This is a genomic window from Curtobacterium pomorum, from assembly GCF_044497295.1.
GTDB lineage: Bacteria > Actinomycetota > Actinomycetes > Actinomycetales > Microbacteriaceae > Curtobacterium.
On record NZ_CP172409.1, the window covers coordinates 3,737,829 to 3,760,488 of the forward strand.

A 22,660-nucleotide genomic window follows, 5' to 3' on the forward strand; every position below is an offset into this window, starting at 1 on the left:
CCGGCTAGCGTTGGGCGGGTGACCTCCGGAAACGACGTGGCCGCGTCTGACCACCGGGTCGGCTCCGTCGACCTCGCCGACAGTGTCGATCAGGTCGGCCTGCCGTTCCGGGCCGACGTCGAGATCGCGCTGTTGCTCGTCGCACGCCGCCACCGCTACGAGGGCCGGCCAGCCGACGGCGCGGTACCGGTCCGACCGGACGACCCGGACGAGCTGCGGGACCGCATCGAACTCCGCGCCGGGCTCGGCATCGTCGGCGACCGCTACTTCGCCGCGCGGGCGCACGTGCACGCCTCAGTGACGGTCATCGGGCTCGAGGGACTCGAGGACGTCGCACGGTCACTCGGCGCACCGGTCGACCCCGTGGCGACCCGGCGGAACGTGTTCCTGCGCGGTGCCGACGTCGAAGCGCTCCGGGGCGAGCCGTTCTCGCTGCAGAGCCCCGGCAGCGGTGCCGTGCTGTTCCGCGGGTACCGGCCGGCGAACCCGTGCGCGTGGATGGACCACGAGGTCGCGCCGGGGGCGTTCCGGGCGATGCGCGGACGGGGCGGGGTCCGGTGCGATCCCGAGTCCGACGGTGTGCTCACCCTCGGACCCGCGGTGCTCCGGACGACCCGCCCCGTCGCGCTGGACTGATGACGGCGCCGTGAGCGGCGGCGCCATCAGCGGCGGCGCCGTCAGCGGCGTCGCCATCAGCGGCGTCGCCATCAGCGGCGGCGCACCGTGCTCACGCGGTGAGGGCGCTCTCGATCGCGTCGACGAACGCCGGCAGGTCGTCGGGGTTGCGCGACGTGATGATGCCGCCGTCGACCTGGACCTCCTGGTCGACCCACTCGGCACCCGCGTTCCGGACGTCGGTCTGCAACGACGGGAACGAGGTGATCGTCCTCCCGCGCAGCACACCCGCCTCGATGAGCGTCCACGGGCCGTGGCAGATCGCCGCGACGGGCTTGTTCGCCTCGACGAAGGCCGTGACGAGGGAGACCGCCGAGTTGTCCTGCCGCAGGGTGTCGGCGTTGATGGTGCCGCCGGGGACGACGAGTGCGTCGTACCCGGTCACGTTGACACCGGCGATGGTGGTGTCCGGGTCGAGGGACTTCCCGGGGTCCTTGTCGCCGACGAGGGTCGCGATCGGACCGGACTCCTGCGCCGCCACCGTCACCGTCGCACCGCGCTCGCGGAGCTGGTCGACGGGCACGACGATCTCGTCCTGCTCCACGCCGTAGTTCGTCGCGATGACGAGGACCTTCTTGCCGTCCAGGGTTGCCATGGTCGCTCCTTCCGCGGCCCGGTGGTTCCGGCCGCACGTGCGGCCCGGTGGTTCCGGCCGCACACCCGAGGGTCGTCGGGGAGCGCTGAACGTGCCCGCAGGACGCAGCGAGCCCTCAGCCGCGGATGCGGAAAGCGGACCCTTCTGCCTCGACGGCGATGCCGTCGTACCCCGACACCCGGTGCAGCCCGACCGTGACGTCGGACTCGTGCGGGCCGACGACGACCGTGGTCGCTCCCGAGGCGATGGCCGACTCGAGGCCGGCGGGGGCGTCCTCGAACGCCACGCAGTCGGAGGCGTCGACCCCGAGCAGCGCGGCACCGCGCAGGTACCCGTCGGGGTGTGGCTTGCCGTGCTCCACGTCCTCGGACGGCACGAACGCTGTCGGCATCGTCAGTCCCGCGGCGGCCATCCGCCCGGTGGCCAGGTCGCGCGGCGCACTCGTCACGAGCGCCACCGGGACCCCCGCGGCGAGGAGCCGGTCGACGAAGGCCGCGGCGCCGGGGATCTCGGAGATGCCCTCGCTGCTCGCGCTCTCCTCGGCGACCAGTTCGGCGGCGATGCGCAGCTGCTCGTCGCGGTCCAGGTCGGGCAGGAAGTGCTGGATCGTGCTGATCGCCTGGCGGCCGTGCGAGAACGCCAGGATCTCGGCCGGGTCGATGCCGCGCGACTGCCCGAACCGGGTCCAGGTCGACTCGACCACCGCGGTCGAGTCGACGAGCGTCCCGTCCATGTCGAAGAGGACCCCGGACGCCACGATGTCGATCACGCGCCCGACCCTAGCCGACGCGGTCGACCGGCACCGGGGCTCAGGCGGGCGGCTCCGCCCGGACGTACCGGGTGAGCAGCACGTCACCCGCACCGCGGAGCACGTGCGCCGGGCGCATCCGCCGCAGCTCCGGGGAACCGCCGCGGGCGATCCTCGGGCCGGCACCGCCCTCGAGCGACGGGTCGATCGTCAGGGTCAGCTCGTCGACGGCGTCCGCGGCGATGAGCGAGCCCAGGAACGACGGACCGCCCTCGCAGTGGATCGTGCCGAGCCCCCGCGCCACCAGTGCGTCGCGGACGAGCGACACGTCGACCGATCCGGGATCGGCCCCGGGGCTGCACGGCACGACGTCGGCGACGGACGACAGCGCGACCCCGGTCTCCGACGCAGCCGCGGCAGCGGAGGTCAGCACGACGGCCCGGACCGGTGCCTCGGTGAACACCCGCGAAGCAGGATCGAGCGAGAGCGACCGCGAGACGATCGCGAACACCGGGTGGTCGGGCATGCCGTGCGCCCGACGCCAGGTCACGTCGGCGTCGTGCAGGACCATCGGCCCGTAGCCCTCGTCGCGCACGGTGCCCGCGGCGACGAGCACCACGTCGGCCACCCGGCGCAGCAGGTCGAACACGCGCAGGTCGTCCGGGCCGCCGAGCGAACCCGAGACACCGGCGGCCGAGGCTGACCCGTCGAGCGTCGCCACGAAGTTCACCCGCAGCCACGGCGCCGAGGCACCCGCGGTGTACAGGCCGAGCAGGTCGTCGTCGGACAGGTCCGCGATCGACGGCGGCAGGAGGTTCACGTGTTGTGCCTCGATTCCACCGGTGCCCGCCAGCCGAGCGTCGCCTCGACCATGCGCATCGCGTCGACGCTCTCGGCGACGTCGTGCATCCGGACGATCCGCGCACCGAGCATCGCGCTCACCGTCGCGACGGCGAGCGAGCCCGCCAGGCGTTCGCCGCGCGGGCGCCCGAGGGACTCCCCCACGAAGTCCTTGTTCGACACCGCCGCGAGCACCGGGTAGCCGAGCGCCACGACCTCGGGCAGCCGCCGGGTGAGTTCGAGGGTGTGCACGGTGTTCTTGTTGAGGTCGTGGCCCGGGTCGACGACGATCCGCGACTCGGGGACGCCCGCGGCGAGCGCCCGGTCGACGCGCTCCCGCAGGAACCCGACGACGGACGCGGTGACGTCGTCGTACTGCGGCGGTGCCTCGAGCGGACGACGGGGTTCGGCGAGCGAGTGCGTGATGACGATCGTGGCCTCGGAGTCCGCGACGACGGCCGCCATCCGTGGGTCGGACAGGCCGGTGGTGTCGTTGACGACGCTCGCGCCGGCCGCGATCGCCGCCGCGGCGACCTCGGGGCGGAAGGTGTCGACGCTGATGGTGACGTCGGACTGCTGGGCGAGCTGTTCGACCACGGGGACGACGCGGTCGACCTCGTCGGCGGCGGGCAGTTCCGGCCCGGGGGCGAACTTCACGCCGCCGATGTCGACCCAGTCGGCACCCTGCTCGGCCGCTCGGACAGCGGCCTCGACGGCCCGGTCGAGCTCGAACGTGGCGCCGCGGTCGTGGAACGAGTCCGGGGTCCGGTTCACGATCGCCATCACGGCGATGCGGTGGTCGAAGTCGATGGTGCGGCGGCCGATCGTGCGCACCGGGTCACGCAGGTCGGGCACCACCCAGCCGGGTCCGGCTGCGCCTCCGACGCCCGGGAGGCCCGGGAGGCCCGTCACGCGTCCGCCCCGTCGCTCGCCACGTGCGTGGTGTCCGTCACACGCCCCGCGCCGATGAGCGCGATCGCCTCGGCCCGGCCCGCGGCGTCAGCCAGCGAACCGGTCGCCGCCACCGTCACGGTCGTCGATCCGGTCTGGCGCTCCCCGCGGGTCGTCACGCACTGGTGCTGCGCGTCGAGGACCACGAGCACACCCTCGGCGCCGAGCCCCTCGGCGATCGTCGCGGCGACCTGTTCGCCCAGCCGTTCCTGCAGCTGCGGGCGCGAGGCCACGGCGTCGAGCACCCGGGCGAGGGTGCCGAGTCCGATCAGGCGGTCACCCGGCGCGTAGGCCAGGTGCGCGACCCCGAGGAACGGCAACAGGTGGTGCTCGCAGACGGACCGGAACTTCACGTCGCGGACGATGACGAGTCGCCCGCGCTCACCGTCCTCGGCGTGCACGGTGCCGTCGCGGGCGATGGCGACGGCGTCCGTCCCGATGCCGGAGAAGAACTCTGCGTACGAGTCGGCGACCCGAGCGGGAGTGCGTTCGAGCTCGGGGCGATCGGGGTCCTCGCCGATGCCGAGCAGGAGTTCGCGCACCGCGGCCTCGACGCGGGCACGGTCCATGCGTGACGTCACCCACCCATCCAACACCAGCCATGGCCGGAGAACGCGAGCCGGCGCCCAGCGCGAGGTGCGCGACCGGCGTGGGACGGGCCTCCCGGCTGCCGCAACCTGTGAGACCCGTGTGACACGCCCGAAACCCAGCGTCCTTTAAACTCTCGTGGTGAGCGCCCCGCAGACCGACACCACACCCCGGAACCGCTTCGCGACCGGCCTCGACCGATACTTCTCCATCACGAAGCGCGGATCCACGATCCCGCGTGAGATCCGAGGCGGACTCGTCTCGTTCGTGACGATGGCGTACATCGTGATCCTGAACCCGCTGATCCTCGGCGGGTTCAGCGCCGACCAGGCCGCCAAGGACGTCTCCGGCGGTTGGCTCGAGAACGCACAGGTCGCCGCCGCGACCGGACTCGTCGCCGGGCTGATGACCATCGCGATGGGCGTCATCGCGAACCTGCCGTTCGGCATCGCCGCCGGCCTCGGGATCAACTCGTTCCTGGCCGTCAGCGTCGTGCAGCAGGTCACGTGGGCCGAGGCGATGGGTCTCGTCGTCATCAACGGCGTGATCATCGTGATCCTCGCGTTGACCGGGATCCGGACGATGATCTTCACCGCCGTCCCGGCACAGCTGAAGGCCGCGATCACCGTCGGGATCGGCCTGTTCATCGCCTTCATCGGACTCGTCGACTCCGGCTTCGTGCGCTCGTCCGGGCTCGCGTCCCCGCCCCTGCAGCTCGGCGAGGACGGCTCCGTCGGCGCCCTGCCGACCATCGTGTTCCTGATCGGCCTGGTGATCATCGGGACGCTCATGGCCCGCAAGGTCAAGGGTGCGCTGCTCATCGGCATCGTCGCGACCACGATCATCGCGATCATCCTGCAGGCGATCTTCCAGGTGCCGACCTCGGTCGACTCGAAGACCGGGTGGAACCTCAACGCGCCCGGCCTGCCGAGCGCCCTGTTCGCGTTCCCCGACCTGTCGCTCGTCGGCCACGCCGACCTGTTCGGCGCGTTCAGCCGCATCGGGCCGTTGGCCGCGTCGATGCTCGTCTTCACCCTCGTGTTCACGAACTTCTTCGACGCGATGGGCACCATGACCGGTCTGGCGAAGGCCGCCGGCGTCGCGAAGCCCGACGGCACGTTCCCCCGCCTGAAGTCGGCGCTCGTCGTCGAGGGCGTCGGCGCCATCGCCGGTGGGGGCGCCTCGGTGTCGTCGAACACCGTCTTCATCGACTCCGCCGCCGGCATCGGCGAGGGCGCCCGCACCGGCATGGCCTCCGTCGTCACCGGCCTGCTGTTCCTGGCGTCGATGTTCCTCACTCCGCTCACGCAGGTCGTCCCGCTCGAGGTCGCCGCGGCCGGACTCGTCGTCGTCGGCGCGCTCATGGTGGCGCAGGTCGCGGACATCTCGTGGTCGGACTTCGGCTCGGCCCTGCCCGCGTTCCTGACGATCGTCGTCATGCCGCTGACCTACTCGATCGCGAACGGCATCGGCGCCGGGTTCATCAGCTGGGTGCTCATCAAGCTGCTGTCCGGCCGTGGCCGTGAGGTCTCGTGGCTGCTCTACGTCGTCGCTGCGGGCTTCCTGCTGTACTTCGCGCGGGGGCCGCTCGAGGCGCTGCTCGGCGTCGGCTGAGGCCGGGTCGCCGGGACGGTCAGTCTGCGAGAGCAGGCCGGGAGGCCCGTGCTCAGTCCGGCAGGTCGCTCGGCGTCGCCTCGTGGTGGCGTCGACCGCCCGTCCGCCGGTCCTCCTTCATGCCCGCCTCGAACAGGTGGCGGCGTCCCTGCACGAGCTCGTCCCGCGCGGTGCGCTCGAGCTCCTTCGCGAGGGCGTAGTACCCGTCGTCGTAGTCCTCGACGACCTGGAACGTCCAGCGGCCGGCGATGACGTTGCGGCCGACGAGCTCCGTGTCGATGCGGTCGGCCAGTTCGGTGTGCCCCGCCTTCCGGAGCTGCTCGACGGCCTCGCCGAGGTTCAGGTCGGCAGTGCCGGTCATGCGGTGGAAGCCGTAGAGCAGGCCGCGGGCGTGCTCGATGACCTCGACCGCGGCGGACAGCGTGCCGAGTGCCTCGACCGTGGCGTCGGACACCCCCTCGGGGACCTGGTGCTGTGCGTCGGGACCCTGATCGTCGTTCGTCATGCTCCCCGTCTACACGACGGCGTCTGCGCCCGCGGACGGCATCGTCCACGACCCGCCGTCGCCTCGCCGAGCGCTTGCGGGGTCGCTTCGGGCGACCTAGCATTCGAACACACGTTCGAACGAGGAGACCCGATGATGATCACGGAGACGGCCGCCACGGTGTGGTGGGCCGAGGGCGCGCCGAGCCGGCTGGTCTGGGCCGGACGCCGCTGGCGGGTGAGCGACACCCCGACCCGTCTGACCGTCACACGGGCCGAGCTGCCGACCGCCATCACCCACGCACCCGAGCGCACGGTCGGCTGGCGGTTCCAGGCGACCGCCGACGACGGGGACACGCTGGTGGTCGACATCGTGCCCGAGGGCACCGGCTGGGGCGTCGCGCGGACCTGGACGTGAGCACCGCGTCGAGTGTGGACTAGGTCGTCACGCGCTCGACCGGCGCCCGCTCGGGATCCGGTCGTTCCATGAGGCGCCAGGCGCCGCCCGTCAGCGGCGCGAGCGTCACCACCGTGTAGAGCACGACGACCACCCCGAACGTCGCCTGGACGCCGACGCCGTCGGCCGCGAAGCCGGCGAGCAACCCACCGAGGGGGATCCCCGCCCAGGACCCGGCCCCGAGCAGCCCGAACACCCGGGCGCGCATGTGCTCCGGGATGCGCTCGAGCTCGACGGCCCCGAGGATCGGGTTGAGCGACCCGGCGGCGAGCCCCGACAGCGCCGACGCGGCGAGCATCCACGGCAGCCCGAGTCCGAGTGCCGGCACCAGGAGCGAGGGCCCGCCGGCGAGCACGAAGCACAGGACGAACGTGATCCGACGGGGAACGCGGTGTGCGACGTACCCGAAGGCCACCGACCCGAGGAACGCCGCACCGCCGAAGGTCCCCGTCACGAAGCCCAGCGCCTGCGCCCCACCGAGGGTGTCGGCGGCGTAGAGGGGGAGCAACGTCGTCGACCGGGCCGCGTCGAGCAGGTTCGTGACCAGCACGAGGGCGATCACGAGCCGGAAGAACGGGTCGCGGACGCAGAACCGGAAGCCCTCGGCGATGTCCCGCCAGTACCCGTTGGTCGGAGCCGCATCAGCGCCCGCGGCCGCTCCGTCGTCCTCCGCCGGACGGACCAGCACCGCGGCGAGCAGGGCTGCGGTGCCGAACGCCACCGCGGTGCAGACGAGTGCCGCCATCGGGCCGGCAGCCGCCACGAGCACGCCGCCGAGCGGCGCGCCGATGAGCACCGACAGTCGCTGCGACGCCTCGAAGTGCCCGACCGCCCGCTCCAGTGGAACGCCGGCCGATCGCGCGAGTCCGGGCAGCAGGACCCGACGTGCGGACTCCCCCGGCAGGTCGAACAGGCCGCTCACGAAGACGAGCGACAGGAGCGCCCAGAACGGCAGACCCACGGTCCAGGCGAGCACCGGCATCGCCAGCAGGGTCGCACCGCTGACGAGGTCCGACGCCACGCTCGACCGGACGAACCCGACCCGCTCGACGAGCGCCCCGCCGAAGGGGCCGCCGAGGACGATCGGCACCGTCGCGGCGAAGGCGGCGATCCCGACGTCCGTCGCCGAGCCACCCCGCGCGAGGACGGCGAAGGGCACGGCCACGGTCGTGACGACGTTCCCGGTCCTCGAGACGGCCTGGACCGCGAGCAGTGCACGCAGTCGGGCCCGGGCGTTCACGCTCGCCCCATCCGGTAGCTCTGCGTGACGGCGATGACGCGCTCCGAGCCGTCGCCTGGCGTGTGCGCGTCGCTCACGGCCGTCCACCGCTCGACCACGGCACGCAGTTCGGCGCCGAGCTCGCTGAGTTCCTCGACGGTCAGTCGCAGCACCTCGTCGGAACTGGTCGACGCCGCGACCCACGCACGCCCCAGGACGGGCGCCTGGTCGATGAACCGCCCGTACTCGGCCGCGTACGCATCGGCGACGGTGTGGTCGAGCGCGGTCGTCGCGAGCATGCGTTCCGGATCGTCGAACGCGTCGGCGAGGTCCCACGACGTGTGGTCCGCCGTCGCCCGCCACCACCGTTCCCGCCGGTCCGAACCGAGCTCCGGAGCCGGCTCGATGAAGTCCGCGCCCGCCAGCCGCTTGCAGTGGTAGCTGATCGTGCCGGGCGCTTCGTCGATCTCCTCGCCGAGCATCGCCGCGGTCTGCGGCCCACCGGAGCGCAGGAGCCCGACGATCCGCAGTCGGGTCGGGTGGGCGAGGGCACGCATGTGGGCGGCGTCGTCGAGTCTGCGGACGGTCATGGTCCGACCATAGATGCACAACAGTTCTTGCGCAACGATTCTTGTGCAGTTGATCGGGTAAGCCGACCAGGGCCGCGCTACGGTTCGGGCATGGCGAAGTGGATCGCGCTGCTGCGCGGAGTGAACGTCAACGGCATCACGATCAGGAGCGCCGACCTCGCGGACCTGTTCCGAGGGCTCGGCTTCGCCGACGTCCGCACGGTGCTCGCGTCCGGCAACGTGGTGTTCGACACGGATGCCGACGCCTCCACCCTCAAGACGACGATCGAGCAGGCGCTCCGCGACCGCTTCGGCTACGACGCGTGGATCGTGCTCGTCCGTCACGAGGACCTGGCGGCAGTGATCGAGCGGTTCCCGTTCGACCGGGCGGACGACCGGCACGACTACGTGGTGTTCGGCTCCGACGACGACGCCCTCGACGCACTGCTCACCGACCTCGCAGTCGACGCCACGGTCGAGCAGGTCGCCCGGGGCGACGGAGTCGTGTACTGGTCCTGCCCGAAGGGCTCGAGCACGGACACCGTGTTCGCGAAGCGGGCCGGGGCAGCACGCTTCAAGCGCTCGACCACGACGCGCAACACGAACACCCTCCGGAAGCTCCTGTGACCCGAGCGAGCTCGGACCGCCGCCCTACGCGGTCGTCTCGTCGACGTCGAAGTCGCGCTCGAGCGAGATCGTCGGGATCGACGCCGTGATCACGGAGCCGTCCGCACGGAGCGTGCCCTGGATGTCGCTCGTCGTCGGGGCGTGCCCGGACATCCGCGGCCCCTGGTGCGGCAGCGGCACCACGGTCGGCTCGCCGGCCTCGATGTCCCACTGCTGGTTGTGCACCCACGCGGTGAAGCCCGAGCCCGTCTCGACCGTGAAGGTCATGGCGTCCTGCCCGAGGTCCACCCGGACGCGCGATCCACGCACGGTCAGGCGGTAGGTCAGGGCGTCCCAGTGCCGCGGCAGCCGCGGGTTGAACGTCATCCGGCCGCCGTGGTCGCGCATGCCGCCGAACCCGTTGACGAGTGCACCCCAGATGCCGCCGGTCGACGCGATGTGGACGCCGTCCGAGGTGTTGCCGTGCAGGTCGGCCAGGTCGACGTAGAGCGCCGTCTGGAAGTACTGGTCGGCGAGGTCGTGGTACCCGACCTCGGCTGCCATGATCGACTGCACGACCGCCGACAGCGTCGAGTCGCCCGTGGTGAGCGCGTCGTAGTAGTCGAAGTCGCGGCGCTTCTCGGCCGCGGTGAACTCGTGCCCCTGCAGGAACAGCGCGAGCACGACGTCGGCCTGCTTGAGCACCTGGAACCGGTAGATCACCAGCGGGTGGTAGTGCAGCAGCAGCGGGCGCTTGGACTCGGGGGTGTTCTCGAGGTCCCAGAGTTCCTTGTCGAGGAACTGGGCGTCCTGCGGGTGGATGCCACGGTGCGGGTCGAAGGGGATCTCCATCGACTCGGCAGCGTGCTCCCACTCGACGAGCTCGTCGGGGCGCAGGCCGGTGCGTCGGATCATCCGGTCGTACTCTTCGACGTCGTCGGCCGCAAGCTCGCGGCACGCGTTGACCGCGAACCACAGGTTCGCCCGCGCCATGACGTTCGTGTACAGGTTGTCGTCGACCACGGTCGTGTACTCGTCGGGCCCGGTGACGCCGTCGATGTGGAACTTCTTGTCGCCGTTGGAGCGCCAGAAGCCGAGGTCGGCCCAGAGCCGAGCGGTCTCGACGAGCACGTCGATCGCTCCGCGCTTCAGGAACTCGGTGTCTCCGGACGCCCGCACGTACTGCATCAGGGCATGAGCGATGTCGGCGTCGATGTGGTACTGCGCGGTGCCGGCGGCGTAGTACGCGCTGGACTCCTCGCCGTTGATCGTGCGCCAGGGGAACAGCGCACCCCGCTGGTTCAGCTCACGTGCCCGTGAGCGTGCCGCGTCGAGCATGTTGTAGCGGAAGCGCAGGGCGTTCCGGGCGACGATCGGCGCCGTGTAGGACAGGAACGGCAGGACGTAGATCTCCATGTCCCAGAAGTAGTGTCCGCCGTACCCGGAGCCGGTGACGCCCTTGGCGGCGATGCCGTGTCCGTCGGTGCGGGCGGTGGCCTGCGCGAGCATGAACAGGTTCCACCGGACGGCCTGCTGGATGGCCGGCTGCCCGGCGATCTCGACGTCGCTCCGCGCCCAGTAGTCGTCGAGCCAGACGCGCTGCTTCTCGAACGTCTCGTCGATGTTCTCGGCGTGCGCCCGGTCGAGCGTGCGGTCGCAGCGGTCGGCGAGTTCGCGCACCGGGACACCGCGGGAGGTGTGGTACACCACGTGCTTCACGAGTCGGATCGGCTGGCCGGCGCGCGCCTGGACGCGGTAGACGTGCTTCGCCAGGTCGTCGTCGATCGACGACGACTCGTCCCAGCTGTTCTCGGTCTCGAGGTGGTGCTCCACGCCGACGCAGATCGTCATGCCGGAGCTCGACGCCTGGTAGCCGAGCAGCGAGCGGGCGCCGGTGCTGCGCTTGAGCTTCGGTTCGAGCACCCGGTCGGTGAAGGCCTCGGCCTTGCGCGGGTCGAAGGCGTTCGCCGCTGCCCGCATCCCCGCGTGGTACTCGTCCTGCACGTCCTGGCGGTTCAGGATCTGGCTGGACAGCAGGATCGAAGCGTCCGCGTCGAGCACGGTGACCTCGTAGTCGATGACGGCGAGGTGCCGATCGGTGAACGACACCAGACGGCGGGACCGGATCAGCACGCGCTTGCCGGACGGCGTCGACCACTCGGTCTCGCGGAACAGGTAGCCGCCGCGGAACTCGAGCCGCCGCGTGTGGCGGAGGATGTCCGCCTCGGCCAGCACCAGGGGCTCGTCGTCGACGTACAGCCGGATCACCTTGGCGTCGGGCGCGTTGATGATCGTCTGCCCGGTCTTGGCGAACCCGAAGGCGTCTTCGGCGTGCCGGATCGGCCAGGTCTCGTGGAACCCGTTGATGTACGTGCCGTACTGCACGCCGCCACGGCCCTCGTCGAGGTTGCCACGCAGGCCGAGGTACCCGTTGCCGACGGCGAAGTTCGTCTCGGCGACGCCCTGCTGGTCGGGGGTGTACTCGGTCTCGACGAGTGCCCACTCGTCGATCGGGTACCGGACGCGGTCGAGCGGGTCCGAGGTGATGGGGTTCATGGTGCTCCGTGGGAAGGGAGAGTGGCGTGGGGACGTCGGTTCGACCGGGAGGCGCGGCTCGCCTCCGGTCCGCTGGCCTACGTGGTGCTGGTGGTCGCCCGGGGAAGGTCCGCGACCAGGTCGGCGAGGTCCGTCACGACGACGTCGGCACCGTGCGCGCGCAACGCGTCGGCGCCCGCTCCGCGGTCGACCCCGACGACGAGGCCGAAGGCCCCGTTCCGGCCGGCTTCGACACCGCTCGTGGCGTCCTCGACCACGACGCACTCGGCGGCGGTCAGACCGAACCGTCCGGCGGCGTCGAGGTAGGTGTCGGGGGCGGGCTTGCCGGCGAGGCCGTCCTGACGTGCGACGAGGCCGTCGACGACGACGGGGAACCGGTCGAGGATGCCGGCGGTCCGCAGCACCGAGACGGCGTTCGCGGAACTCGAGACGACCGCGACGTGGAAGCCGGCGTCGATCGCGGCGGTGAGGAACCGGAGCGAGCCCGGGTACGGCTCGACACCGTGCTCGTCCAGCTCCGCGGTGAACTCGGCGTTCTTCCGGTTGCCGAGACCGCACACGGTGTCGGCGTCCGGGTCGTCGTCCGGGGTGCCCTGCGGCAGGTCGATGCCCCGCGATTCGAGCAGCGAGCGCACGCCGTCGTACCGCGGCTTGCCGTCGATGTACGCGAAGTAGTCGGCCTGCGTGTACGGCGCGACCCCGTGTGCCTCGAGGTACGGCATGAAGAGCCGGCTCCAGGCGCGCATGTGCACGTCGGCGGTGGGGGTGAGGACACCGTCCAGGTCGAACAGGAGCGCTCGCGTGTCCGCGAGTCGCGCGGGTGTGCGCCGGGTCGGCGTCGTCATCTGCAGCCCTTCAGGGAGAACGGGGGTCGTGGACGTTGCTCTCGTCGAGTCTAGGACCGCTCCAGGACGGGTGTTCAAACGCGCCCGACGGCCTGTGAACTCCCTGAGGCGCGGGTCGACACGCTGGTCCGGACGGAAGGCTCCACCATGACCAGCGAGACCGCGGCACCCCCGCACGACGGCACCGGCTCCAAGCTCCGGCAGGCCATCACCGGGCCGCTCCTGTACCTGTTCATCCTCGGCGACGTCCTCGGCGCCGGGATCTACGCGCTCATGGGCACCCTGTCGCAGGACGTGGGCGGGGCACTCTGGGCACCGCTCCTGCTCGCGCTGCTGCTGGCCCTGCTCACGGCGGGCTCGTACGCGGAGCTCGTGACGAAGTACCCGAAGGCCGGCGGCGCCGCGGTGTTCGCGGAGCGTGCCTACAGGACGCCCATCGTGTCGTTCCTGGTCGGGTTCAGCATGCTCGCCGCGGGGGTCACGAGCGCCGCCGGTCTGTCGCTCGCCTTCGCCGGCGACTACCTCGGCACGTTCGTCGACCTGCCGCCGGTGCCGACCGCGATCGTGTTCCTCGCGCTGATCGCCTGCCTGAACGCCCGCGGCATCTCGGACTCGCTGCGGAGCAACGTCGTGATGACCGTCATCGAGGTGTCGGGGCTCGTCATCGTCATCGTGGTGGTCGCCGTGATGCTGGGCGGCGGTGGCGGTGACGTCTCCCGCATCGGTGCGTTCCCGGCCGAGGCGAACCCCGCCCTCGCGACGCTGAGCGCGGCGATCGTCGCCTACTACTCGTTCGTCGGCTTCGAGACCTCGGCGAACGTCGCGGAGGAGGTCCGCGAGCCGAGCCGGGTCTACCCCAAGGCCCTGTTCGGCGCCCTCGCCACCGCGGGCGTCGTCTACGTCCTGGTCGGCCTCGCCAGTTCGATCGCGTTGCCGGCGTCCGAGCTGTCGGACTCGACCGGCCCGCTCCTGGCCGTGGTGTCGGCCAGCGGGGCGCCGATCCCGGACTGGGTCTTCAGCCTCATCGCCCTGGTGGCCGTCGCGAACGGCGCCCTGCTCACGATGATCATGTCGAGCCGCGTCACCTACGGCATGGCGGAACAGCGGCTGTTGCCCGCGCTGCTGGCCGAGGTGCTGCCGAACCGGAAGACGCCGTGGACCGCGATCGTGGCGACCACCGTCGTCGCGATGCTCCTCACGCTGGTCGGCGACGTGGGCATCCTGGCCGAGACCGTAGTGCTGCTGCTGCTCTTCGTGTTCATCAGCACGAACGTCGCCGTCCTCGTGCTGCGCCGTGACCGCGTCGACCACGAGCACTTCCGGGTGTGGACGTTCGTCCCCGTGCTCGGTGTCGCCTCGTGCGTGCTGCTGTTGACGCAGCAGAGCGGGCAGGTCTGGCTGTACGCGGCGATCCTGCTCGCCGTCGGCGTGGTGCTGTACTTCGTCGCCCGGGTGACCGGGCGGCGCTCTGGACGCGACCACGAGGCGGGCGTGATCCGCTGACGCGACGCACCACGGGCCTCCCGGTCAGCGCAGGCCGGGGGCCGGCGGCAGGTCGCGCGCCCACGCCTCGATCGCCGACGAGATCTGCTGGCGGGCGTCCTCGCGGCTGATGGTCGCCGTGCGGTCGCCCGGCTGGTCGCCGTACGCGCCGAAGTCGGCGTGGTTCGAACCCTGGACCTCGGTCATCGTCGCGGTCGACGGCAGCAGGTGTCGGGCAGCGTCGACCTTGTCGGGCGTCGAGAGCCCGTCACGTGAGCCCGAGACGCTCAGCACGTCGATGTACGACGTGCTGATGTCGTTCGCGCAGTAGCTGCCGAGCAGCAGCAGGCCGTCCGCGTCCTGCGCGAGCTGGCAGGCGCGCACCCCGCCCAGCGAGTGCCCGCCGACTGCCCACGTCGCGACGTCCGGTGCATGCGCCTCGAAGGTGGAGAGCGGCCGGGTGTCGAAGAACGCGAGGTTCAGGGTCGGCTTCGTGATGACGACGGTCGTGCCGTTCGCGACCACCTGCCGGAAGGTCGCCATGTACGCGTACGGGTCGACCTTGGCGCCCGGGATGAACACGATGCCCTTGCCGTCGGCCTGCCCCGTCGGGGTCATCACGACGGAGTCGCCGGCGTCCTGGACCGACACGCGGTCGTCGCGCCAGACCTGCAGCGCAGCGCTCCGGGTGCCCTGCATGACGATGTGCGCCCAGACGAGGAACACCACCACGACCACCAGCAGCACGGCGACGATCCACGCGGTCCACCGCAGCACTCGGTTCATGCGACCACCGTACGGCGCACCAAGACCGGCGGCGGTCGCTTCGTGAGCAGAAATGGTCGGGTGCGGGGTACGCACTCGACCATTTCTGCTCACCATCGCGACGCGGACGCCGCGGGCGCTACGCCGTGATGGCTGCGCGGATCTCGGCAGCTGCGGCGCCTACGTCCGACGCGCTGTAGATCGCGCTGCCGGCGACGGCGATGCGGGCACCGGCCTCCTGCACCGAGGCGACGGAGGACGCGTTCACGCCACCCGCGATCGAGAAGGGGACACCCGACTCCTTGCCGGCGTCGAGCAGCGTCGAGAACGTGAAGCCCTCTTCCGCCTGCTCGTCGAGCCCGGCGTGGACCTCGACGAACTCGGCACCGAGCGCGACGACCTCACGGGCACGGGCGGCCTTGTCGGAGACGCCGATCAGGTCGACGACGATGCCCTTGCCGTGCTTCTTCGCGGCCTTGACGGCCCCGACGATGGTCGAGTCACCGGCGACACCGAGGACGGTGACCAGGTCGGCACCGGCCGAGAACGCGATGTCGGCCTCGAGCTCGCCGGCGTCCATGGTCTTGAGGTCGGCGAAGACGATCTTGTCCGGGTGCGCTTCCTTGATCGCGGTGACCGCGGACAGGCCGGCGCTCTTGATCAGGGGGGTGCCGAGCTCGAGGACGTCGACGTGCGGCGCGGCCGCGGCGGCGAGTTCGAGGGCGGCTTCGGTGGTCAGGGTGTCCATGGCGAACTGGAGCTGCATGTGGATGCCTTTCATTCGAGGTTGGCGTGTCGGGGCCAGAGGTCGTCGGCGGACTGCCCGCCGCGGGACCAGAGCGTGTGGAACAGGGCGTCGCCGACCAGCGCGACGGCCTGTTCGAAGAGGCTGCCGGCGTACTGGGCCGAGGCCGTGCCGGAGCGGTCGGTCTTCGTCGCTGCCGGCAGCACGAGGGTGACGTCAGCGACCTCGGACAACGGGGAGTCGTCGGTGGTCGACAGTGCGACGACGGACGCTCCGACGTCGTGCGCGGTGCGGGCCGCCTGCACGATGCCGCTGGTCGTGCCGGATCCGCTCGCGACGAGGAGCACGTCCCCGGGGCGGATCGCGGGCGTCGTGGTCTCGCCGACGACGTGGACGTCACGACCGAGGTGCATGAGACGCATCGCCGTCATGCGCAGTGCCAGGCCGGACCGGCCGGCGCCGTGCACGAAGACCCGGTGGCTCCGGTCGATCAGGTCGAGGGCGCGCTCAGCCGACGCATCGTCGACGTTCGCGGCGAGGTCGGTGACCTCACGCACGATCACGTCGAACGCTGCAGGGACGGTGGGTTCTGCCATGTCCACGAGCATGCCGTCACGCGGCCTGGTGTACCGCTACCCGCGTCGGCAGGCTCCCCACCCGATCGGGTGGCCCCGTTCGCACGGGTGGGACAGGTAGGTTCGGCTCCCATGGACGCATCGGGAACGGACCGGGAGGCCCGTGGCGGCTCCGCCAGTCGGCTCGCCGCCTCGGAACACGCCAGGACGGTCGCCGAGCAGGCGGACCGTCAGGCGCTCACCCTCGAGTCCGTGCTCGCCGTGCTCCGGTCACCGCGGGTGTCCGACGCCGCCGCGCGGGCCGAGGCCGTCGAGATCGCGTCAGCCGCGCTCGTCGACCTGCGCACCGAGACCGACCACCAGCGCAGCACCCTGCTCGAGCCGGTCACCGGAGCGTTCTCACGGCTGCGCGCCGACCTGCGCCCGCTCGTCCGGTTCGGTGACCTCGACGTGCAGTTCGTCGAACCGCCCACGACCGGCCGTGCGCTGCCCGGCGACGTCGCCCACGCGGCCCGGGCAATCGTCCGGACCGCCGTGCTCGCCCTGGTCGACGGCGGTGCGGCCAAGCGCGTCCGCATCCAGTGGGACTGCGACGGCCGGAACCTGCTCATGCAGCTCCGTGACGACGGGTCCGGCACGCTCGACGTGCACGACGACGCCATGCGGCCGATCGCGGAGCGCGTCGTCACCCTCGACGGCCGCGTCCAGGTGTCGAGCACACCCGACTGGGGCTCCGTGCTCGACATCTCGCTGCCCCTCGACCCGTCACCGACCGAGGTGGACTCGGTCGCGGACGACGACCTCACCCCGCGGGAGCGCGACGTGCTGCGGCTGCTCGCGACGGGCGTCGGCAACCGTGAGATCGCCGAGGGCCTGGGCATCAGCGTGAACACCGTGAAGTACCACGTGGCGAACCTGCTCCGGAAGCACGGCGCCCGCACCCGTGCCGAGCTCGCCGCCTTCAGTTCCCGGGCGTGATCCGCCGCGACCGTGACAGCGGGTACCGGCGGTCGAGCGAGGGTTCGACGACGGTCGCCATCAGGAACTGCGAGAGCAGTCTGCCGGCAGCCCAGTAGACGGGGATCACGAGGATCGCGATGCCGCTCCAGATCCCCGCGCCGATGAGGGCGATGGTGCCGAGCGTCACGACGATGCCCACGCCCGAGTACAGGTACTGCCACCCCCGAGTCGCCGAGTCACGCTGCACCTGCTGCAGCTCCGCACGCTCGTCGAGGCCGCGCACCCCGGGCTCGAGGGACTCTCGCTCCTCAGTGACGAACAGGTCGCGCACGGGCACTTCGAGTGCCGCGGCCACCGACGACAGCGACTCCAGGCTCGCGTCGTTGCCGCTCTCCATCCGCTGCACCGTCCGCACCGCGAGGCCGCTCGCCTCGGCCAGTCGTTCCTGGGTCCACCCGCGCAGTCGCCGGAGCTCCCCGATCCGCATCTCGTTCATGTCCCGAACACTAGGGTTCCGCGGAACGACGCACCACGACACGGACCCGACACCTGCACGACAGCGACCCGCCAGCCACCCGACAGCGGTCTCCCTGCCTTCGTCACTGCCCTCCCGGCGCGAAGCGGTAACCCATGCCGGACTCCGTGACCAGGTAGCGCGGGTGCGCCGGGTCGGGCTCGAGCTTCCGCCGCAGCTGCGCCATGTACAGCCGCAGGTACCCGGAGTCGTTGCCGTGCGTCGGCCCCCAGACCTCGGTCAGGAGCATCTCGCGGGTCATCAGGCGGTCGGGGTTCGTGACCAGGACCTCGAGCAGGCGCCACTCGGTGGGGGTCAGGCGGATCGCGGGGCCGCTCCCCGGCGTCACCTGCTTCGCGACGAGGTCCACGACGAGGTCCCCGATGCGGATCGTCGGCGCGGTGTCGACGCCGGCCGGTGCCCGTCGCCGCCCGAGGGCTCGCAACCGCGCCAGCAGTTCGTCCATCTGGAACGGCTTCGTCACGTAGTCGTCGGCGCCGGCGTCGAGTGCGTCGACCTTGTCGGACGAGTCCGTCCGTCCGGACAGCACCAGCACCGGCACCTGCGACCAGCCCCGGATGCCCTCGAGGACACCGATGCCGTCGAGCCGGGGCATCCCGAGGTCGAGCAGCACCAGGTCGGGACGTTCGGTGATGACGGCGTCGATCGCAGCGCGGCCGTCCTTCGCCGTCACGACGTCGTACCCGCGGGCGGCGAGCGTCACGGAGAGCGCTCGGACGAGCTGTGCGTCGTCGTCGGCGATCAACACCTTCATCGGAGCTCCACTCCCACGTGCCCGGCGATCGGCAGCCGCACCACCACGGTGAGTCCACCGCCCGGGGTGTCGTCGACCTCGATCGTGCCGCCCATGCCCTCGGTGAACCCGCGAGCCAGCGCCAGCCCCAGGCCGAGGCCCGTCTCGTTGTCGGTGTCGCCCAGGCGTTGGAACGGCTGGAAGACCTCGTCGACCCGGTCGGACGGGATGCCCGGACCGTGGTCGGCGATCCGGAGCTCGACCCCGCCCCCGAAGGCGCTCGCCGCAACGCGGACGCGGGTGCCGTTCGGGGCGTACCGGACGGCGTTCGCGAGCACGTTCACGACGACCCGCTGCAGCAGGACCGGGTCCGCGAGGACCGGGGGCAGCTCCGCCGGCAGGTTGAGGTCGACGTCGTCCGGACCGAGTTCCAGCTCGTCGAGCGCCGGCGCGACCACCGTCTCGAGCGCGATCGATGCGGGGGTGACCGCGAGCACACCCGCCTGCACGCGGCTGACGTCCAACAGGTCCGCCAACAGCACCGCCAGTTGACCGAGGCTCTCGTCGGCGGTCGCGAGCAGCGCCTCCCGGTCGGCCCGTGACAGGTCGACGTCCAACGCACGCAACGACTGGACGGCGGCTGAGGCGGCCGCGATCGGCCGACGCACGTCGTGGCCGACGGCCGCGAGCAGGGCGCTGCGGACCCGGTCGGCGGCGGCGATGCGTTCGGCGCCGACGGCCGTGCGGGTCAGCTCGCGGTGCTCGACGGCGGCGTCGAGCTGTTGCTCGACGACCCGCAGCAGCCGGCGCTGGGTCGGGTCGTCGGGCGCCCCCGCGAACTCGAGCACGGCGCCGGACGCCAGCGTCGTGGACGCGTCCGGCGTCGCGCCGAACTCGCCGGAGGTGGCCGGCACCTCGTCACCCTGGCGGATCCGGACGCCGGCGAAGCCGAAGGCCTCACGGGTGCGGTCGAGCAGTGCCTGCAGGGCGTCGTCACCACGGAGCACGCTGCCGGCGATGCCCATCAGGAGCCCGGACTCGGCCGAGGCGCGGCGGGCGGCACGCGATCGACGCGCGGACCGGTCGACCACGAAGCTGACCAGCACCGCACTGATCACGTACATGACCAGGGCGAACAGGTGCCACGGCTGCTGGACGGTGACCATGTAGAGGGGTTGCACGAAGAAGTAGTCGAGGCTCAGCCCGGACAGCACCGCCGCGAACACCGCCGGCCACATCCCACCGACGAGCGCCACGACGAGCACGAGCAACTGGTACGCCAGCACGTCGACGGTGATGGCGTCGGGGTCGCTGCCGATCGACAGCGCCCAGGTGAGCAGGGGGCCGACCAGGACCGACAGCACGAAGGCGGCGATGACCCGCCCGCGCGACAGGCTGCCACCGAGCTTCGGCAGGGTGATCCCGCCGCCGGCACGCTCGTGGGTGACGACGTGCACGTCGATGTCGCCGGACTCCCGGATCACCGTGTTGCCGATCCCCGGACCGGTCAGTGCCGCGGCGAGCCGACTGCGTCGGCTGACGCCGATGACGATCTGGGTCGCGTCGATCGACCGCGCGAACCGCACGAGGGTCGACGGCACGTCGTCGCCGACGACCTGGTGGTACGTGCCGCCGAGCTGCTCGAGCAGGGTCCGCTGCTTGCCGAGCGCCCCCGGGTGCCGCACGCGCAGACCGTCGTTCGTCGTCACGTGTACGGCCGCGAGTTCACCCCCGGCACTGCGGGCGGCGATACGGGCACCGCGACGGAGCAGGGTCTCGCCCTCGGGCCCGCCGGTCAGGGCGACCAGCACCCGTTCCCGGGTCTCCCAGCGGTGCTCGATGCCGTGTTCGGCGCGGTAGGCCTTGAGCGCGTCGTCGACCTCGTCCGCCAGCCAGAGCAGCGCGATCTCGCGCAGTGCCGTCAGGTTGCCGAGCCGGAAGTAGTTCGACAGCGCCGCATCGATCCGGGCAGCCGGGTACACGAGTCCGTCGGACAGCCGCTCGCGCAGGGCAGCCGGGGCCAGGTCGACGACCTCGATCTGGTCGGCCGCGCGCACCACGGCGTCGGGGACGGTCTCGCGCTGCACGGTGCCGGTGATCTCCCGCACCACGTCGCCGAGGGACTGCATGTGCTGCACGTTCACCGTCGAGATGACGTCGATGCCGGCGTCACGCAGGGCCTCGACGTCCTGCCAGCGCTTCTCGTTCGCACTGCCGGGGGCGTTCGTGTGGGCGAGTTCGTCGACGAGGGCGACCTCCGGCGCCCGGGCGATGACGGCGTCGAGGTCGAGGTCGTCGAGCTCCACACCACGGTGCGCGACCGAGCGGCGGGGCACCACTTCGAGTCCGGTGACGAGGGCGGCGGTGGCGGCGCGTTCGTGCGTCTCGACGACGGCGACGACGACGTCACGGCCCTCGTCGAGCAGCCGGCGGCCCTCTTCGAGCATGGTGAACGTCTTGCCGACGCCCGGTGCGGCACCGAGCAGGACCCGCAGCTTGCCGCGCTTCACGTGCTCATCCTCTCGCGTCCGCTGTTGCGGGGCAGCCGGTCGACTGATATTCTCCTCGTAACCGTTCCCACCAAGGCTCGAGCCTCGGCTTCCTCAAATCGGGTGGGACTGTCCCGTCCCGCGTCCGTCTCGGACGCGGGACGGAGTTCTTCACCGCTCACGTTCGTTCCCCACGCTGTAGTTGCTGCCGGCTTGCCCGAGATCATCAGTTCCCTCGATCTCGGAGCCTCTCGATGCAGGACGCCTCGGCCGCAATCTCGCGCTACCGCGCAGCGCAGTTCCGCCAAGCACTGCGCGAACGAGGTCTCGACCCTTCCGACGCCTCGGTCCGGAGAGTGCACGATTTCGACAGTGCGCTCCGCTCCGTCACCCTCGGTCTGTCCGAGCGCATCGAGCTCGCCCTGCGTGGCCATCTGGACGCACTGGGCGCAGCTCGATTCGGATCGCACTGGTACCTCGACCGTCGGGCGTTCCGTGACACGTTCGATCACCGTGCGCTCCTCCGACATGCTCGGGCGGCGCTCGACCGAACGGCAGATCCCGCCATCCGTTCGGCGTGGCAGGAGCGGCGCTTCGAACGGGTGCCGTTCGGGATGCTCGCCGAGGAGCTCAGCCTCGGTGAACTGTCCCGCCTCACCTGCGGGTTGGAACCCGCCGCTCGGGACGAGATGGCGGAAGCATTCCGCTTGCCCCCTGCGACGCTCCGCCCGTGCCTGCACCACATCACGCACGTCCGGAACTGCTGCGCCCACCACACGCGACTCTGGGGCCGCAGCTTCCGGATCCCGCCGCCGACCTTCCGCTCCCCCGCGCACCTGGTCGCTCGGCTCGAGGGGCTGCCGAAGCGCACGCCGGTGCACTCCCTCGAACTGCTCGCACACCTCGCCGAGACCGTCGGCCCGTGCGACCGTCACGCCGATGCCGTTCGACGGTTGATCGACGAGCACGACGATCTGATCGACGGCATCGGCGGACGGCCGAGCTGGGCGGCGAGGTGACCGCACGGTCAGGACAGCTTCGCCAGCGCCAGGTTCAGCGACAACACGTTCACGACGGGCTCGCCGAGGAACCCGAGCTGCCGCGACTCGGTGTGCTCGGCCACGAGCGCCCGCACGTCAGCAACCGACAGGCCGCGCGCCGAGGCCACCCGCGCGACCTGCTGCGACGCGTACGCCGGGCTGATGTCCGGGTCGAGCCCCGAGCCCGACGCCGTGACCGCGTCCGCCGGCACCTGCGCGGCGGGGACCCCGTCGGCCTTCGCCAGCGCCGCACGACGCTCCTCGACGGCCTTGAGCAGGTCGGCGTTGTTCGGCCCGAGGTTCGAGCCGGACGAGGCCCCGGCGTCGTACCCGTCCTCGCCGGCGGCGGACGGCCGCGACTGGAACCAGCGATCGGCCTGCTTGCCGGTGAACGACTGCCCGATCAACGAGGAACCGACGGCCGTGCCGGACGAGTCCTTGACCATCGAGCCGTTGGCCTGGTCGTGGAACGCCGCCTGGCCGACCCCCCAGACGGCGAGCGGGTAGCCGACGCCGAGCACGACGGTGGCGAGCAGGGTGAGGCGGATCGCCACACCGGCGGAACGGACGGTGGAACGTGCAGATGCCAT

Annotated in this window: 24 protein-coding genes; 7 read left to right on the forward strand and 17 right to left on the reverse strand. The window is 71.5% G+C overall.

Going from position 1 to position 22,660, the window contains the following annotated elements:
• Nucleotides 1-99 precede the first annotated feature (99 nt).
• Nucleotides 100-636: a molybdenum cofactor biosysynthesis protein gene (locus ACGH48_RS17925; RefSeq protein WP_396291141.1), complete on the forward strand. Its 537-nt coding sequence runs from the start codon at nucleotides 100-102 to the stop codon at nucleotides 634-636.
• A gap of 91 nt (nucleotides 637-727) precedes the next feature.
• On the opposite strand, the gene ACGH48_RS17930 is transcribed toward ACGH48_RS17925, so the two are convergent.
• The 5 genes from ACGH48_RS17930 to folE all read right to left on the reverse strand — a co-directional run bounded on the left by ACGH48_RS17930 (nucleotide 728) and on the right by folE (nucleotide 4,378).
• Nucleotides 728-1,270, reverse strand: coding sequence for a type 1 glutamine amidotransferase domain-containing protein (locus ACGH48_RS17930; RefSeq protein ID WP_396289582.1), 543 nt, complete (start codon nucleotides 1,268-1,270; stop codon nucleotides 728-730).
• Nucleotides 1,271-1,385: 115 nt separating this feature from the next.
• The gene (locus ACGH48_RS17935; RefSeq protein ID WP_396289583.1) at nucleotides 1,386-2,039 is read right to left on the reverse strand and encodes an HAD-IA family hydrolase; all 654 of its coding nucleotides are present in this window, start codon (nucleotides 2,037-2,039) and stop codon (nucleotides 1,386-1,388) included.
• A 40-nt stretch (nucleotides 2,040-2,079) separates the two neighbouring features.
• Entirely contained in the window at nucleotides 2,080-2,838 is a 759-nt protein-coding gene (locus ACGH48_RS17940; protein WP_396289585.1) for a pyrimidine reductase family protein, read from the reverse strand.
• Nucleotides 2,835-3,770 carry a dihydropteroate synthase gene (folP, locus tag ACGH48_RS17945; protein WP_396289587.1) on the reverse strand — a complete coding sequence of 312 codons (936 nt, stop codon included), beginning with the start codon at nucleotides 3,768-3,770 and terminating at the stop codon, nucleotides 2,835-2,837. Before folP ends, ACGH48_RS17940 begins: the two co-directional genes overlap by 4 nt.
• Complete coding sequence (folE, locus tag ACGH48_RS17950; protein WP_222661508.1) at nucleotides 3,767-4,378, reverse strand: GTP cyclohydrolase I; 612 nt, start codon at nucleotides 4,376-4,378, stop codon at nucleotides 3,767-3,769. The genes folP and folE overlap by 4 nt, the downstream gene beginning before the upstream one ends.
• Nucleotides 4,379-4,535: 157 nt before the next feature.
• On the opposite strand from folE, the gene ACGH48_RS17955 reads away from it, so the two are divergent.
• Nucleotides 4,536-6,011 carry an NCS2 family permease gene (locus tag ACGH48_RS17955; protein ID WP_123311628.1) on the forward strand — a complete coding sequence of 492 codons (1,476 nt, stop codon included), beginning with the start codon at nucleotides 4,536-4,538 and terminating at the stop codon, nucleotides 6,009-6,011.
• A 52-nt stretch (nucleotides 6,012-6,063) separates the two neighbouring features.
• Here the strand turns inward: ACGH48_RS17955 and ACGH48_RS17960 are convergent, their stop codons facing one another.
• Nucleotides 6,064-6,516, reverse strand: a complete 453-nt coding sequence (locus ACGH48_RS17960; RefSeq protein ID WP_396289589.1) for a hypothetical protein — start codon at nucleotides 6,514-6,516, stop codon at nucleotides 6,064-6,066.
• A 132-nt stretch (nucleotides 6,517-6,648) separates the two neighbouring features.
• Between ACGH48_RS17960 and ACGH48_RS17965 the strand changes: the two genes are divergently transcribed.
• Complete coding sequence (locus ACGH48_RS17965; protein WP_396289590.1) at nucleotides 6,649-6,912, forward strand: hypothetical protein; 264 nt, start codon at nucleotides 6,649-6,651, stop codon at nucleotides 6,910-6,912.
• Nucleotides 6,913-6,931: 19 nt separating this feature from the next.
• On the opposite strand, the gene ACGH48_RS17970 is transcribed toward ACGH48_RS17965, so the two are convergent.
• The gene (locus ACGH48_RS17970; protein WP_396289591.1) at nucleotides 6,932-8,191 is read right to left on the reverse strand and encodes an MFS transporter; all 1,260 of its coding nucleotides are present in this window, start codon (nucleotides 8,189-8,191) and stop codon (nucleotides 6,932-6,934) included.
• Nucleotides 8,188-8,760, reverse strand: a complete 573-nt coding sequence (locus tag ACGH48_RS17975; RefSeq protein ID WP_396289592.1) for an ArsR/SmtB family transcription factor — start codon at nucleotides 8,758-8,760, stop codon at nucleotides 8,188-8,190. The genes ACGH48_RS17970 and ACGH48_RS17975 overlap by 4 nt, the downstream gene beginning before the upstream one ends.
• A 90-nt stretch (nucleotides 8,761-8,850) precedes the next feature.
• On the opposite strand from ACGH48_RS17975, the gene ACGH48_RS17980 reads away from it, so the two are divergent.
• A complete protein-coding gene (locus ACGH48_RS17980; RefSeq protein ID WP_396289593.1) occupies nucleotides 8,851-9,366 on the forward strand; it encodes a DUF1697 domain-containing protein in 516 nt (171 codons plus the stop codon).
• 24 nt (nucleotides 9,367-9,390) lie between these two features.
• Here ACGH48_RS17980 and ACGH48_RS17985 read toward each other — a convergent pair whose 3' ends face one another.
• Entirely contained in the window at nucleotides 9,391-11,901 is a 2,511-nt protein-coding gene (locus tag ACGH48_RS17985; RefSeq protein WP_123311615.1) for a glycoside hydrolase family 65 protein, read from the reverse strand.
• A gap of 77 nt (nucleotides 11,902-11,978) precedes the next feature.
• Nucleotides 11,979-12,746 carry an HAD family hydrolase gene (locus ACGH48_RS17990; protein ID WP_396289595.1) on the reverse strand — a complete coding sequence of 256 codons (768 nt, stop codon included), beginning with the start codon at nucleotides 12,744-12,746 and terminating at the stop codon, nucleotides 11,979-11,981.
• A 147-nt stretch (nucleotides 12,747-12,893) separates the two neighbouring features.
• On the opposite strand from ACGH48_RS17990, the gene ACGH48_RS17995 reads away from it, so the two are divergent.
• The gene (locus tag ACGH48_RS17995; RefSeq protein WP_396289596.1) at nucleotides 12,894-14,249 is read left to right on the forward strand and encodes an APC family permease; all 1,356 of its coding nucleotides are present in this window, start codon (nucleotides 12,894-12,896) and stop codon (nucleotides 14,247-14,249) included.
• A 24-nt stretch (nucleotides 14,250-14,273) separates the two neighbouring features.
• On the opposite strand, the gene ACGH48_RS18000 is transcribed toward ACGH48_RS17995, so the two are convergent.
• The 3 genes from ACGH48_RS18000 to hxlB all read right to left on the reverse strand — a co-directional run bounded on the left by ACGH48_RS18000 (nucleotide 14,274) and on the right by hxlB (nucleotide 16,334).
• Nucleotides 14,274-15,014: an alpha/beta hydrolase gene (locus tag ACGH48_RS18000; RefSeq protein WP_123311609.1), complete on the reverse strand. Its 741-nt coding sequence runs from the start codon at nucleotides 15,012-15,014 to the stop codon at nucleotides 14,274-14,276.
• Nucleotides 15,015-15,132: 118 nt separating this feature from the next.
• Nucleotides 15,133-15,759: a 3-hexulose-6-phosphate synthase gene (gene hxlA, locus ACGH48_RS18005; protein ID WP_111083537.1), complete on the reverse strand. Its 627-nt coding sequence runs from the start codon at nucleotides 15,757-15,759 to the stop codon at nucleotides 15,133-15,135.
• An 11-nt stretch (nucleotides 15,760-15,770) separates the two neighbouring features.
• On the reverse strand, nucleotides 15,771-16,334 hold the full coding sequence (gene hxlB, locus ACGH48_RS18010) for a 6-phospho-3-hexuloisomerase (protein WP_340197833.1): 564 nt from the start codon (nucleotides 16,332-16,334) through the stop codon (nucleotides 15,771-15,773).
• A gap of 111 nt (nucleotides 16,335-16,445) precedes the next feature.
• Here hxlB and ACGH48_RS18015 point away from each other — a divergent pair, with 111 nt between their 5' ends.
• Nucleotides 16,446-17,291: a LuxR C-terminal-related transcriptional regulator gene (locus ACGH48_RS18015; RefSeq protein WP_123311607.1), complete on the forward strand. Its 846-nt coding sequence runs from the start codon at nucleotides 16,446-16,448 to the stop codon at nucleotides 17,289-17,291.
• On the opposite strand, the gene ACGH48_RS18020 is transcribed toward ACGH48_RS18015, so the two are convergent.
• The 3 genes from ACGH48_RS18020 to ACGH48_RS18030 form a co-directional block, all read right to left on the reverse strand.
• Nucleotides 17,275-17,769 carry a helix-turn-helix domain-containing protein gene (locus tag ACGH48_RS18020; RefSeq protein ID WP_396289597.1) on the reverse strand — a complete coding sequence of 165 codons (495 nt, stop codon included), beginning with the start codon at nucleotides 17,767-17,769 and terminating at the stop codon, nucleotides 17,275-17,277. The two genes, ACGH48_RS18015 and ACGH48_RS18020, sit on opposite strands and share 17 nt — an antisense overlap.
• A 103-nt stretch (nucleotides 17,770-17,872) precedes the next feature.
• Nucleotides 17,873-18,562 carry a response regulator transcription factor gene (locus ACGH48_RS18025; RefSeq protein WP_340197836.1) on the reverse strand — a complete coding sequence of 230 codons (690 nt, stop codon included), beginning with the start codon at nucleotides 18,560-18,562 and terminating at the stop codon, nucleotides 17,873-17,875.
• Nucleotides 18,559-21,051 carry an ATP-binding protein gene (locus ACGH48_RS18030; RefSeq protein ID WP_396289598.1) on the reverse strand — a complete coding sequence of 831 codons (2,493 nt, stop codon included), beginning with the start codon at nucleotides 21,049-21,051 and terminating at the stop codon, nucleotides 18,559-18,561. The genes ACGH48_RS18025 and ACGH48_RS18030 overlap by 4 nt, the downstream gene beginning before the upstream one ends.
• A gap of 233 nt (nucleotides 21,052-21,284) precedes the next feature.
• On the opposite strand from ACGH48_RS18030, the gene ACGH48_RS18035 reads away from it, so the two are divergent.
• Nucleotides 21,285-22,049 (forward strand): Abi family protein, encoded by a 765-nt coding sequence (locus ACGH48_RS18035; RefSeq protein ID WP_396289599.1) that lies wholly within the window; start codon nucleotides 21,285-21,287, stop codon nucleotides 22,047-22,049.
• 8 nt (nucleotides 22,050-22,057) lie between these two features.
• Here the strand turns inward: ACGH48_RS18035 and kdpC are convergent, their stop codons facing one another.
• Nucleotides 22,058-22,660 carry a K(+)-transporting ATPase subunit C gene (kdpC, locus tag ACGH48_RS18040; protein WP_396289600.1) on the reverse strand — a complete coding sequence of 201 codons (603 nt, stop codon included), beginning with the start codon at nucleotides 22,658-22,660 and terminating at the stop codon, nucleotides 22,058-22,060.